The sequence below is a fragment of the Nostoc sp. FACHB-133 genome (assembly GCF_014698055.1).
Taxonomy (GTDB): domain Bacteria; phylum Cyanobacteriota; class Cyanobacteriia; order Cyanobacteriales; family Nostocaceae; genus Nostoc.
Map to the genome: position 1 here is coordinate 1 of NZ_JACJSH010000027.1, position 13831 is coordinate 13831.

The following is a 13831-nucleotide window of genomic DNA, read 5'->3' on the forward strand; positions in this document are numbered from 1 at the left end:
ATACCCTTAAACGGCTGCCCATATACCTGTTACCGTGGTAGATACATTATGTGTATTTACTTATCTTTACACAATTTGGTTTTTTCACCCTGTCCTACTTACGTCCAAATGAACCACCGGAAGAGCGTATTACAATCGTAGTGATTGATGAAGCCTATTTGAACGAAATACGTTCGTGGCCGATTCCAGATGCTAAGATTGCACTGTTGTTGCAAAAATTAAATGTCCACAAACCCCGTGCTATTGGCTTAGACCTCTACAGAAATTTGCCAGTAGAGCCTGGTAATCAGGAACTGCGTAAGACTTATAAGTCAATGCCCAATTTAATTGGTATTGAACTGCTAGCAAATGACAAAAACAAAAACTTTAGTGTTTTACCTCCACAGGGACTGAATAAGGATCAAGTTGGCTTTAATAACGTGCTGTACGATCTTGATGGTAAAGTACGTCGCAGTTTGTTGTATTGGCACGTTGATGAGCAGTTACACGAAAGTTTTGCCCTGAAGTTGGCTTTATTGTATTTAAAGGCAAAGGGAATTACCCCCACCAAAGCAAAAAGCAACCCTGAGTATTTGCAATTGGGTAAGGCATCATTTACTCGTTTTGAGGCTAATGATGGTGCTTATGTGAGGGCTGATGATAGAGGATACCAAATTCTGACCAATTTTCCCAAACCTAAATGTCAAAGTTCATCTAGAGAAATTTGTAATTTTCGTCAGGTATCGATAAAAGATGTACTGGCAGATAAAGTCCAAGAAAACTTAATTAAAGATCGGATTATACTGATTGGCTCCACCGCACCCAGTCTCCAGGATTTTGTATTCATTCCCTATTCCAGTAATCTAATAGGTACGGCAAAGCCCGTACCTGGGATTCAACTGCAAGCTTATTTTATTAGTGAGTTAATATCTGCTGCTCTTGATGGACGACCATTATTAAAATTCTGGTCTGACTTGATGGAATACTTGTGGATTTTTATCTGGTCTTACCTGGGAGCCGTGACGACATGGCGGATACGACACGCTACTAGAAGTCTGCTTTGTATCCTAGTTTCTTGCTTTGTATTGACCCTGACTACATACCTTGCTTTTTTATACGGTTTGTGGATACCGTTCCTTCCCTCATTGTTTAGCTTTGGCAGTTCAGCTATTTGGATGATCAGTCATATTGCTCATATCCAGGAAGAGTGGAAACGTTCTAAAGAATTTTTGCATCACGTAATCAATACGATTCCCGATCCAATTTTTGTGAAAAATGAACAACACCAGTGGATTGTTTTAAATGAAGCCTATTGTCGATTTATCGGTTATCCAAATAAGTTGTTAATTGAGAAGTCAGACTATGACTTTTTCCCTAAACATGAAGCTGATGTGTTTCGACAACAGGATGATCTTGTGTTCCGAACTGAAAAACCACAGGAACATGAAGAAGAATTTACAAATGCAGATGGACAGACTCATCAAATTGCCACTAAGCGATCGCTCCACAAAGACTCAGCTGGCAATTTCTTTTTAGTTGGGGTCATCCGAGATATTACTCAACGCAAGCTCATGGAGGAGCATCTGAAGCGGACTGCTGCTGAACTATTCCAGTCTAACAATGAATTAAAACTCAAAGAAGATCACTTGCGTTATTTGGCGTATCACGATCCCCTCACTGGTTTATCCAATCGCAAATTTTTTGCCGAACAACTTTACGAGTCATTACATTGGGCGCAACACAATAACCTGTTACTGGGACTGTTATTTATTGATTTAGATGGCTTTAAGCAAGTCAATGATACTCTGGGGCACGAGACGGGCGATCGCTTGCTAATGACTATCGCTGGAAGACTCAGCAACTCTTTACGCGCTAGTGATACAGTTTCTCGTTTGGGTGGCGATGAATTTACTATAATTTTGCGGGCAATTCCTAATGTCCAGATAGCTGCTAAAGTCGCCGAAAAAATCTTAAGCAGTATTACCAAGCCAATTGTTTTGGATGGCTATGCAATCCGAATCTCTGCCAGTATTGGCATCAGTGTCTACCCATACAACAGTCAAGATAGTGAAAATTTGATCAAACAAGCAGATGCAGCAATGTATCGTGCCAAGCACCTGGGTAAAAATCGCTACGAGTTTGCTTAATTAGTTAAGAGTTAAGTCTCCATATTTTTCTCCTTACAGTAAAAAATTTTACCGTTAAATTAGGACTGTTGACTTTAAATATGTGCAAGGCACTATTTTGAAAAAGCATTTCATATATGACTAGAGGTAGTTTTTTAGTCAAGATAGAGACTTAGCAAGGGTTTTGGGTCTGATCGCTAAAACTAAGAAGATAAGTGAAAAAGGAATTCATCATCAGAATTAATTAGAAAAATAATTTTAATACAACTTTTATGTAATTATTTTTACACACAAAAATATACTTATACTGTACGGGATTATAGCGGTATTTTATAGTTCCATACTTTTTGAAATCCTTATAATATAACAATTACGTTATTTTAACTTTACATATCTTAACTGTAACTAAAACATAAATATACAAGAAAACAAGTATTTTTTTATATCTTTTGAAATCGTTATTCATTGAACATAGTGTTTATACTTAAAAGTATTAAGATATTATTAATAAATAGTGAATTAGACAAAAGGCTTATAGCAATCCATCAACATATCTAACTTTAGGCTGATGTAAAAATGGCTGATTAAGAATATTACTTAAGTATAGGAACTATTTAATACCAGCAAAATAAAGTTATTGTACAAGTAAATACCACAATTACTTGTAAAGCATTGGAAATAATTTAATAAAGTTCAAATATTTTTTTCAAAAATATCAGTAAATATACTTGAGTCAATAAAAATACGTTTTAAATGAAAAATTAGTAAATTTACTGCAACCCATGAAAACTAACTTCCGATTCACAAAGATTATGATACTCTGTATAAGTGTTTACATATTATTACCGAAAATTGCCGCTTCCACGAGCCTATTCGGTACTGCAAGTGCTAATACTGTTGTTACTACTAGCAGCAATACTTTTATCGCCCGCAAAGTCAATTCTTCAAATTTAAAAGACACATATATCCCACCAAATTATGGTGGCCCTGACAGTCAGCATGGTAGCGGCACTCGCTGATGGCCATTTTTGATTTTAGATTGTGGTAAAGCAGCGCTATAAAGCGGCTCATGTCTTAGACACCACATCTGTTTCTTGGAAATATCCCAAAAAGAACGGGCTGAAGTTTTCGCCAACAGGGTTAGCGAGTCTTGTTCCTTTGGGAGATAGCAAGGGTAGTTTATTAGAAATATTACTAGAACAGGGCTGTCCCTAACTCCGCCCATAATTACATAGATGAGGAATGGGGTACAGAAGAATGTTCAAGATAATATTGGAGATTTCGACCAATGATTTGTTTGGACAAGTGTATGAACTTGCCAATTGGGGTCTGGTTGAGGATAGTCTAAACGATAGTGTCCGCCTCGGCTCTCGGTTCTAAAAGCAGCACTTTTGAGAATTAAATCAGCCACATCTAATAAATTGCGGGTTTCTGCCCAAAGTCGCAATTGTCGTTCAACATCTGGGAACTCAAAACTAGCTGATTCTGTTGGGTGTAAAGCAAGCAAGAATTGACTTAAAGGCAAAGCAGCGAAATCTTGCTGCCAAGATTCAACAGTAGCGATCGCAGTTTCCAACTTTGATTGCTCCCGACAAATACCAGCACTTTCCCACACTAGACGTGGTAACTTCTCTCTGAGTGCTTCTAGCTGTGCTTGCTGGGTGTGCCACTCACTAGCATCAACACTAAATTTCCGTGATGTCAGGACTGGTGTTTCTGACGGCAACCCAATATTTTCCAACTCTATTTGGCTCATCTGGGCCCCAAAGACAATACATTCCAGCAGAGAATTACTGGCAAGGCGATTTGCCCCATGCACCCCGGTACTAGCAGTTTCACCCACCGCGTACAAACTCTTAATATTCGTGCGATTCATCAGATCCGCGACAATCCCACCCATCCAATAATGGGCAGCAGGCGCTACAGGAATTGGTTCATGGAAAACATCAACTCCCCAATGCTGGCAAACTTTGATGATGTTGGGAAAGCGGTGACGAATCTTGTCGGGAGGGATGGGGCGCATATCCAGCCACACATGGGCAGTGGCTAAATCAACGGCGGTACGTTGTAAATGGCTAAAAATTGCTCTACTGACAACATCTCTGGGCGCGAGTTCACCCGCAGGATGGTAGTCAAAGGCAAAACGCCGTCCTTCATTATCAACAAGATGTGCCCCCTCACCGCGTACAGCTTCGCTAATGAGAAAGCGATCAGCACCAGGTTTTGTTAGGGCAGTGGGGTGAAATTGCACAAATTCCAAATCGCGGAGGATAGCCCCAGCCCGATATGCGATCGCTACCCCATCACCAGTACTCACAGCTGGGTTAGTGGTTTGGGCAAATACCTGACCGCCGCCACCAGTTGCCAAGATCACAGCACCCGCTTTAATCCATGTGATTTTACCTTGATAAAACAAGCTTATTCCCTGACAGCGATTGCTTTCAGGTTCAATCCATAAACTCAAAGCCAAAGCTTGCTGAATGACTTGAATATTCGGGCGACGTAATACTTGGGCGGTGAGAGTGGTTGTAACTTCCCTGCCTGTAGTGTCAGCAGCGTGGAGAACACGGTTGCGAGAATGGGCAGCTTCTAAAGTTAAAGCCAAGGTTTGACCATGACGGTCAAAAGCAACCCCCAAGTCAACTAGGGATTGAATGCATTTAGGGGCAAGTTGGGCGAGAAATTCTACAGCGGTGCGATCGCACAAACCTGCACCTGCCCGGATTGTATCTTCAATGTGTAGCGTGGGAGAATCTTCCGGGGAAACGGCTGCGGCTATACCACCTTGTGCCCAATCACTAGCGGACAAAGCAACAGTTTCTTTGGTAATCAAGCCGACTCGCAAGGACTCTGGTAGACACAGCGCTGTGTATAGTCCAGCAGCACCAGCGCCGACTACTAAGACATCAAATTGGCTAGGAATATCTATCTGAGGCAAGGTAATGGGGGAGGGGGAAGGGGGAAGGGGGCAAGGGAAAGGAAGCGGGGGGGGGCAGGGGAAGCAGGGGGAGACAAGGAAAAAATTTTACTTTGTCAGCTTGTCTCCCTTGTCCTCCTTGTCCCACCTCATTTCTAATAGAATAATCCCACTCCCTTGAATCAGGAGTGGGGTGCTATTGGCTACAACTGCAACTTATCTGTAGATACCGTTGTTAAAGCGATCATCTCCTTCGTTGAAGGCAGGCTCTAGTTCTGTCACGGTAAACTTATCTAAGTTGGCTTGCAGAGTTTGTTTTTGGCGATCGCTCAATCCTGGAAGATCCAATATATCCTCTACATTTTTGTAGGGAGCATTTGTGATGATTTTCTTAGCCAAGGTGGGATAAAGCCCTGGATACTGTTGAAAAGCTCGGACGTTGGTATTATTCAAATCAATTTTTTTACCAAATTCCGTTCCTAGCTTCTTATCTGCTCGATTCTGTCGCTCAATTGCCAGAATTGGCACTTGAGGAAGAGCAAAACTGTTGAAACTAGCAGCTTGGGCTATCTGAGTTGTTCCCAACCATCCCCAGCAACCAAGTAACAAACTAAACACTGTTAATAAACGCGCCAATCCTTTCACGATTTTCTACCTCTTTCCATCAAACAGAAATAAAAGTTTTAAGCTAACAGTGGTCATTGGTCGTTAGTCATTAGTCATTAGTCATACCCTGCGGGAAGCCGCTATTGCGTCTACGTGAGAGCGCCAAGGACAAAAGACAAAAGACAAAACTTGATAGCTTAATTAACACAGCAGTCATCAGAAACTAATATACAGCGTATTAATATCCACAATATTTACCGTTACTGGGTTTGACTGGGGTTTTAGCAAAAATTTTTCTCGCGATCAGAGTGTCTCTATAGCTGTAATAGCCTTCTATCAATGATCTCGGTAGCATTCGCAACGAGACGAAATCTTTTCGGGGTGGCTGATTTTAACTTCCAAGTAGACATGAAGCCGTCTGATGTCTAATACCGAATAACCTAGCAAGAAGACTTGAGGCTGATGGATTATTATGTAATATTTCTTAACTAATTAATTATCTACAGCATCATTCTTGATGTGCCATAAACTGACTGGAAAAAGTTTTGCTAAGAGAAACTTAGAAGATCATTGCAATCTTGTGAATCCTGCTTTCTTCACGCTGCGATCGCAGCTAACAAAAATAGGCTGTCTACTAAAATTGTGCTTAAAACTGCGCCACCAAAGGCATACCACTGTCTTTGCTTTCCACCTAAAGCTAAAACCCCCACTGTTAATAGCACTAAAGCGAGAGTTATGGCCCAAGTTTGTCCCCAAGGTGTTTGTACTTGCATCAGGGCATTTTGTAAGATTTGTGGTGCTAAATCTGCATCCACTCTCATAATTTGCCTCCAATAAGGCATCAAGTCGGCTAGATAAAAATATACGTCTGTTAAAATTGTACCGAGTAAAGATCCTAAATAAAACCAGCTACCAACCTTGCCCCAACTCTTCGCTAGACACCAACAAGCAAACGGTAAGCCTATAGATTCTACTGGTAGATGCCATACAGGTTCCCAACGTAACCAGCCCCAATAAATCGCTCCTGCTAACCAACTCCAGCTAAATCCTAAGAGCAAATCGCCCCAGACATAAGTTGCAGGACGTGACATTAAGGTAAAACTTAGCCACACCCAAAATGCTGTCAGCGCTAAACTGAGAGTTGGTAGCGATCGCACTATTGGTGCTTCAACAAATACTGGCACTGATACCAAAAACACCGCCGCCGCAAACACTAACCAATTTTGTCGGGCAGAAATAGATAAGGGCAAAGAGGGAGAAAAGGAGAGTGCAGATTCCAATTGCCTGATGCCATTCTGCCCAGTATCAGCCAAATCCAACTCAGTATCAATAGAAGGCGTAGAAGCAGTGTAGGAGGACAGTGTATTATTAATCAAAGTTTTTAATATTTGTTACTAAACTTTATCTTATTTAAGATATCACATTTTAAAATCCCCCCCTGGGGCATTGTAATTATACAGACATTTCCTGGAGTGCGGGGCAGAGAGCAGGGAGAGACAAGAAAAAAAATTTTACTTTGTCAGTTTGTCAGCTTTGTCCTGCTTGTGGGCAAAAGCCCTCTTGTTCCAAATATACCGAGGGTTGAAGCTCTACCCCTTGTGCGTGGTTTTTCTCCCCTTCCCCCTGCTCCCCTGCCCCTTTGCCTCTTGTAAACGGCATCAGTCCGCTAAATATTAAAGTTTGATGAACTGGCAAAATTTCGTTGACTTATTTAGGTGGGTGTAAGAACATGGTCAGCGTCTTAGATGATGTTATTGATCGGTAAAATCGAATTTTCTATAAGATATTAGGTGCAGTAGAGAGTATATAAAGCAACATCATCATCTAGACAATGTTCATAATCATGTCTAGAACAGGAAAAAGGTATTAATTGGTATGGAGTTTATTCAAGCTTTTATTTTGGGTATTGTTCAAGGTATTACAGAGTTTTTACCTATTAGCAGTACTGCACATCTCCTAATTTTTACCAAAGTATTTGGTTGGAAAGAACTAGGTTCTAAAGATTTTGTTGATGCCATTCAATTTGGCAGTGTTATCGCAATTGTGGGGTATTTCTGGTCGCTGATTTCTAGTATTATCAAAGGTGGAATCGAAGCATTCAAAGAGAAAGATTGGCAACGTGAGGAGTGGAAAATTCTGGTCGGTATTGTAGTCGGAACATTGCCTGCCTTAATTTTCGGCTTTCTTTTGAAAGACATTCTACCAGAGAGTGCATTAATTATTGCCATCATGTCAATCATCATGGCACTATTACTAGCTTTGGCAGAAAAAATTGGTACTCGCAAGCGAGGTTTTGATTCACTGCAAATTCGGGATGGTATTTTAGTTGGATTGGGACAAACACTTGCTTTGATTCCAGGTGTATCTCGTTCTGGCTCGACGTTGACGACTGCCTTATTTTTAGGATTAGAACGCGATACAGCAGCGAAATTCTCATTTTTGTTAGGGTTTCCAACTCTTACCATTGCTACACTGTATAAAAGTTTGAAAATCTTCAAATTATTTCAAGCCCACGAGTTGCCAGATAACATTGTGGGATTGTTAATTATAGGGATTATTTCAACCTTTATTTTTTCCTACCTATCAATTGCATTTTTGATCAAGTACTTGCAAACCAAGAATACTTTGGTTTTTGTTTGGTATAGATTAGCATTCGGTAGCGCCATTTTAGCTGCGATCGCAGCAGGTTGGAAAGGATAATTAAATAATAGTCATTTGTCATTGGTCATTTGTTTAACGCAAATGCCCAATGCCCCATGATGGCAGTTGCTCCACTTGGGGTTTCCCCAAGACCGCACTGCCTCCCCAATGCCCCATGCCCAATGCCCCATGAATATTAATCCCGCCCGAATAACCAAGGTTCTACCAGACTCAATAGCCGCAGAGATTGGCTTTGAGGCTGGGGATGCGATTGTTGCAATCAATGGTACGCGTCCCCGCGATTTAATTGATTATCAGTTTTTGTGTGCTGATGAAGTTTTAGAACTAGAAGTTTTAGATGCTACTGGTAAAACCCATACCCTGGAAATCGAAAAAGATTACGATCAAGACTTGGGGCTAGAATTTGAAACTGCCCTATTTGATGGTTTAATTCAGTGCAATAATCGCTGTCCATTTTGCTTTATCGACCAACAGCCACCAGGTAAGCGCACTAGTTTGTACTTAAAAGACGACGATTATCGTCTGAGCTTTTTATACGGTTCTTATCTTACCCTGACCAATTTGCCAGAAAGAGAATGGCAGCGAATTGAGCAAATGCGCTTGTCTCCGTTGTATGTTTCTGTTCATGCGACAGAAGCTGATGTGAGAATTAGGCTGCTAAAAAATCAGCGTGCGGGACAAATCTTGCAACAACTGAAGTGGTTTCAAAAAAGGCGACTACAAATTCATGCTCAAGTTGTTGTTTGTCCTGGTATAAATGATGGCAAACATCTGGAACAAACTCTCAAAGATTTAACTTCTTTTCATACTGGTGAAGTCCCGACGGTGGCATCAGTGGCAGTTGTGCCAGTTGGGTTGACACGGTTTCGCCCTCCAGAAGATGAACTTATCCCTGTAACTAGAGAAAAAGCTCAAGAAGTGATTTCTCAAGTGCAAATGCTCTCACGGCAATTTCGCCAACAATTTGGTTCTAGCGTTGTTTGGTTAGCCGATGAGTGGTTTTTGATTGCAGGTGAAGAATTACCCAGTGAGTCTGAATATGAAGAATATCCCCAAATTGATAACGGAGTTGGTTCGATTCAACTATTTATCAAGCAATTTGCCACCGTTGCAGCAGAATTACTCCCGCCAAAAGTATATCCTCAAAGAAAATTGACCTGGGTAGTGGGCAACGCCGTAGAAAAAGCATTTCAACCAATTTTGAAACGCTTAAATTGTGTTGAAGGTTTAGAGGTCAATATGCGGGCTTTATGTAGTGATTATTGGGGACAAACTATCAGTGTAACCGGATTACTAACTGGTCATGATTTACTTTTAAATTTAGAAGAGCAAGATTTAGGTGATGGGATTTTGCTACCCAATGTCATGTTAAAAAATGGGGAATTAGTGTTTTTAGATGATATGAGTATTGAGGAATTATCTGGCAGACTAAATACAAAAATTTTCCCACTAGCAGGAGTTGAAGATTTAATCAAAACATGCATTTCCAATTTTGTTCAGGTTTAGTTATCAAAGATCAGTTGTTTTTCGGAGGTAATTTATTGTTATGCTGGATGATAAATAAGAAGTAATGCCTAATAAATAATCCACTGAGGAGCCAGTAGTGAAGAATCGGAAAGAGTTTCATGAAAAGGCAAATTCTCACATAAAGAAAGCCGGATTCTTCATTTTAAGTTTTAACTTTTTAATTTTAAATAATTTTAGTATTTTGCCAGTCACGGCGGCGACTGAAGAACCTGTATTGAGCGTAGTGCATAGCCAAGAAAATGCTAATCAATGGACAGGGATAACTGACCGCTTGCAGACAATCGGGGTGAAATATTGTGTAATTCCCCTAACAGATGTCAAGAGTGGTGCAGATTGGGGCGATCGCCGGGTATTATTTTTGCCAAACGTCGAGACATTAACGCCAACACAAGCGATCGCTTTAGAAGAATGGATGAGTAAGGGAGGGCGTTTGATTGCTAGTGGCCCCATAGGTAGTTTGTCATCACCAGGAGTACGGCAGTTATTGCGATCGCTCTTGGGAGGTTATTGGGGATTCAGCCTCAGTGAAATAGAACAGATCAAGCCCACAAAAACCAAGATTCCAGAATGGGCAAATCAAACTGAACTCTTTGGCAAAATCCGCGGCGGCGTTGTGATTCCTAATGATATGGGCACTGAATCTCCTGCTGTTTGGAATTCCAAAGATAATCCAGCCGCAGTAGTGACAACTGAGCGTACTACCTTTTTAGGCTGGCGCTGGGGAACAGATACAGCCTCAGCCTCTGAGTTAGATAATGCCTGGTTAAAAGCTTCTATCAATCATTATTTGACAGCGCTAGCACCATCGAATCGGATGAAAAAAATAGCAGGAGGTTCGCCAAACTGCTCTACAACAGTAGCGGCTGCACCAAAGGGGCAGGGGGCAGGGAGCAGGGGAGCAGAGGAGCAGGGGAGCAGGGGAGCAGGGGAGCAGAGGAGTAGTTCATCTCCCTCATTTCCTCCTCCTAAAACTGCTACTGCTCCCATACCGAGAGCGCTTTCTATAGTTAAACCACCAAGTTCGCAAGAGGCCATTGATCAGCTAGAAAAAGCGGTGCGTCTAGATGTTGCACCCAACTCCAATGAGCCGATTGACAACAATCAAGCGATCGCTCTCCAGCAAGAGCTAGAAAATCTCATTGGTCGGGTGGAAAGCGCTCATTTAGCGGTGTCAGCCGATGCGGTTAAGGAAGGCGTTGGCATATCTGAGAGAAAACAGTCCTCTAGGCATCTGGAAACCTACAACTCCCAATCTGTAAAGGAGCAGCCAATACAATTAGCCTCAACTAAATTGGGGGGGCTAACCACAAGCAAAGACCAAGCTTTGGCACAAGCAAGGGTAATTTCCAAAAACTTACCCCAATTGATTGCCCAAAAAAACTATGCTCTGGCTCGTCAGCAGTGGCTGGCAGCAAAGACAATTTTGTGGCAGCAGTTCCCAGTTGATCGGAGGTTGGCTCAACCAGAAATTCGGGCAGTTTGGTTAGATAGGGGGACGATTGTTCGTGCTGGTAGCAAGGCAGGACTAGCCCAGATTTTTGATCGCCTGGCCCAAACTGGGATTAATACTGTCTTCTTTGAAACTGTTAATGCGGGCTATACCATTTATCCCAGCCAAGTTGCAAAAGAGCAAAACCCCTTAATTCGTGGGTGGGATCCACTGAAAGATGCAGTGAAATTAGCCCATGAGCGCGACATGGAATTACACGCTTGGGTTTGGACTTTTGCTGCTGGCAATCAACGACACAATGAGATTATCAACGTTAATCCAAATTATCCAGGGCCAGTGCTGGCGGCTCATCCCGATTGGGCAAACTACGATAATCTTGGCAACATGATTCCCGTTGGTCAGACTAAGCCATTCTTTGACCCAGCCAACCCCGAAGTACGGCAGTACTTACTCAAGCTGTACGAGGAAATCGTTACTCGCTATGATGTGGATGGTTTACAGCTAGACTACATTCGCTACCCCTTTCAAGACCCATCAGCAGGTAGAATTTATGGCTATGGCAAAGCTGCAAGATTGCAGTTTCAGCAACTTACTGGCGTAGATCCGATAAATATTTCTCCCACCCAACTAGAACTATGGCAAAAGTGGACAACATTTCGCACTGAGCAAGTTGATAGTTTTGTTGCGAAAGTTTCAGAGCAGTTGCGACAAAAACGACCAAATTTGATTTTGTCGGTTGCAGTATTCCCTTTGCCAGAACAAGAGCGGATTCAGAAAATTCAACAAAACTGGGAAACTTGGGCAAGGCGGGGAGATGTGGATTTAATCGTTCCCATGACTTATGCTTTGGATACTTCTCGCTTCCAACGACTAGCTCAACCTTGGATCGCCTCTAAACAATTGGGAGCTACATTGTTAGTGCCGGGAATTCGCTTACTTTCTTTACCAACAATCGGGACGTTCGATCAACTCCAGTTAGTAAGAGACTTGCCAGTTAGTGGTTACGCACTCTTTGCCGCAGAGAATTTTAATAACGATCTACAAAAACTTTTTATTAGTACCCAAGGCAGAGTTCAATCCAAGACAAGTGAACCGATTCCCCACCGCCAACCTTTTCAAACTGCCGCCATCCGTTACACCGCGCTGCAACGGGAATGGAAGTTTGTTTTCCAAAATGACCCACAACAAAGACCTGCCCGGACAATATCAGATTTTAACAACCAGGCAGAAGTTTTACGCAGTGCCTTAAATCAGCTTGCTGCTTCCCCTTCTCCTAGTAATTTACTAGTGGCAAAAGCCTCTCTAACTCGATTCCAGTCTCAATTTCGAGTATTGATGAGCCAAGAAATTAAGTCGAATTCCTATCAAGTCAAAGTTTGGGAAAATCGACTTGTAACTATAGAAAGACTATTGTGTTACGGCGAACGGCGGTTGCAGTTGCATCCCTAGTGAAGAGGCATGGCAATACTTTTCGGATAAACCCAACAATCTCTCTTTTGGTCTGGAGAAAGCTTAAAGGGCAAGGAGTAAAGGTAAATTTAAACCCTTTCCCCCTTAACCGAAAAGTATTGAGAGGCAGGGGAGTAGGGGGAGATAAAAGGGACAAGGGAGAATCATTGAACAAGTTTCTTCTTTGTATCTTCCCAATTCAGAACTACCAGGATATAAGCTACTTTGTAATTCTTAACACAATTTTTGCTGTGTTTATATCCCAAATATTCCTATTTATTTAGGGCCAAATATTGGAGAATACTTAATATAAGCAGCTTTAGATAACTATTTTTTGATATATAAAACTAGAGGTAACACCAGTATCAATACTGCTCAGTTAAGCATTTTTAACTCGGAACTGAGTTTGGGTAAAAGGTTAAAGGTTTTTTATTTCCCCTTTCCCCTTACCGTTTTCCCCAAAATCCGACAAGTATTGACACCAGTATTAGTTCATTTGAGGTAGGATATCAAATTCTCGTTAAGAGATAATTACTCAAGTACAAATGGTCACTAGCACGCGCTATAGTACTGACAGACACAACAAATCGAATCACCTCATTGGAGTTTCTGTGAATAGTACCTCCCGTATAGCAGAAGTAGCATTGCGTGAGAGTGAAAGACGATTTCGCACTATATTCAACGCCACTTTCCAGTTTATCGGATTGCTAAAAACAGAAGGCATCGTGCTAAAAGCGAACCAAACAGAACTCAACTTTAGCAGACTACAACCACAAGATTTAGTTAGGCGTTCATATTGGGAAATATGGTGGACGCTAGTTGAAAATTTTCAACATCTGCAATATTTATTCTTCTCCAGCCCAGCATTAATTTACATCTGCAAGAATTGGGAAGATTTTGCTAGTAAATTTATGAACAAAAATGTTTTCGCTATCACGGGTTATCAAGTGTGGAAAACAGTTAAAAATTCTGGCTTTTGGACTAGCCATTTCTATTTGATTAGAAATGCTATTTGTAAAAAAAAATATAGATATCTAAAAATATAAAATCTTTGTCACAAGTACATCGGGATTTGGTACAACGCTTACTGTCATTATATCATTAAATAATAAAAAT

The 13831-nt window shown here is 41.4% G+C and carries 10 protein-coding genes; 7 read left to right on the forward strand and 3 right to left on the reverse strand.

Going from position 1 to position 13831, the window contains the following annotated elements; translation table 11 throughout:
• Positions 1–50 precede the first annotated feature (50 nt).
• The 3 genes from H6G86_RS21390 (at position 51) to H6G86_RS21400 (ending at position 3320) form a co-directional block, all read left to right on the forward strand.
• Positions 51–2126, forward strand: a complete 2076-nt coding sequence (locus H6G86_RS21390; protein ID WP_313931300.1) for a CHASE2 domain-containing protein — start codon at positions 51–53, stop codon at positions 2124–2126.
• A 791-nt stretch (positions 2127–2917) separates the two neighbouring features.
• A complete protein-coding gene (locus H6G86_RS21395; RefSeq protein ID WP_190935993.1) occupies positions 2918–3124 on the forward strand; it encodes a hypothetical protein in 207 nt (68 codons plus the stop codon).
• 22 nt (positions 3125–3146) lie between these two features.
• Complete coding sequence (locus H6G86_RS21400; RefSeq protein ID WP_190935994.1) at positions 3147–3320, forward strand: hypothetical protein; 174 nt, start codon at positions 3147–3149, stop codon at positions 3318–3320.
• A gap of 46 nt (positions 3321–3366) precedes the next feature.
• On the opposite strand, the gene nadB is transcribed toward H6G86_RS21400, so the two are convergent.
• The 3 genes from nadB to H6G86_RS21415 all read right to left on the reverse strand — a co-directional run bounded on the left by nadB (position 3367) and on the right by H6G86_RS21415 (position 7004).
• Entirely contained in the window at positions 3367–5043 is a 1677-nt protein-coding gene (nadB, locus tag H6G86_RS21405; RefSeq protein WP_190935995.1) for an L-aspartate oxidase, read from the reverse strand.
• Positions 5044–5238: 195 nt separating this feature from the next.
• A complete protein-coding gene (gene psbU, locus H6G86_RS21410; protein WP_190935996.1) occupies positions 5239–5667 on the reverse strand; it encodes a photosystem II complex extrinsic protein PsbU in 429 nt (142 codons plus the stop codon).
• Between the two features lie 557 nt (positions 5668–6224).
• Entirely contained in the window at positions 6225–7004 is a 780-nt protein-coding gene (locus H6G86_RS21415) for a DUF3120 domain-containing protein (RefSeq protein ID WP_175586678.1), read from the reverse strand.
• Positions 7005–7503: 499 nt separating this feature from the next.
• Between H6G86_RS21415 and H6G86_RS21420 the strand changes: the two genes are divergently transcribed.
• From H6G86_RS21420 to H6G86_RS21435, 4 genes are all read left to right on the forward strand, one after another.
• Positions 7504–8328 carry an undecaprenyl-diphosphate phosphatase gene (locus H6G86_RS21420; protein WP_190935997.1) on the forward strand — a complete coding sequence of 275 codons (825 nt, stop codon included), beginning with the start codon at positions 7504–7506 and terminating at the stop codon, positions 8326–8328.
• 129 nt (positions 8329–8457) lie between these two features.
• Positions 8458–9795 (forward strand): TIGR03279 family radical SAM protein, encoded by a 1338-nt coding sequence (locus H6G86_RS21425; RefSeq protein ID WP_190935998.1) that lies wholly within the window; start codon positions 8458–8460, stop codon positions 9793–9795.
• Positions 9796–9892: 97 nt separating this feature from the next.
• Positions 9893–12715 carry a family 10 glycosylhydrolase gene (locus H6G86_RS21430; protein ID WP_190935999.1) on the forward strand — a complete coding sequence of 941 codons (2823 nt, stop codon included), beginning with the start codon at positions 9893–9895 and terminating at the stop codon, positions 12713–12715.
• A 611-nt stretch (positions 12716–13326) separates the two neighbouring features.
• On the forward strand, positions 13327–13761 hold the full coding sequence (locus H6G86_RS21435; RefSeq protein ID WP_190936000.1) for a PAS domain-containing protein: 435 nt from the start codon (positions 13327–13329) through the stop codon (positions 13759–13761).
• Positions 13762–13831: the final 70 nt, after the last annotated feature.

Excerpts from the sequence above, each read along its gene's own strand:
- H6G86_RS21395 (WP_190935993.1), top strand. The coding sequence starts at position 2,918 with ATGATACTCTGTATAAGTGTTTACATATTATTACCGAAAATTGCCGCT.
- H6G86_RS21425 (WP_190935998.1), top strand. The coding sequence starts at position 8,458 with ATGAATATTAATCCCGCCCGAATAACCAAGGTTCTACCAGACTCAATA.
- H6G86_RS21420 (WP_190935997.1), top strand. The coding sequence starts at position 7,504 with ATGGAGTTTATTCAAGCTTTTATTTTGGGTATTGTTCAAGGTATTACA.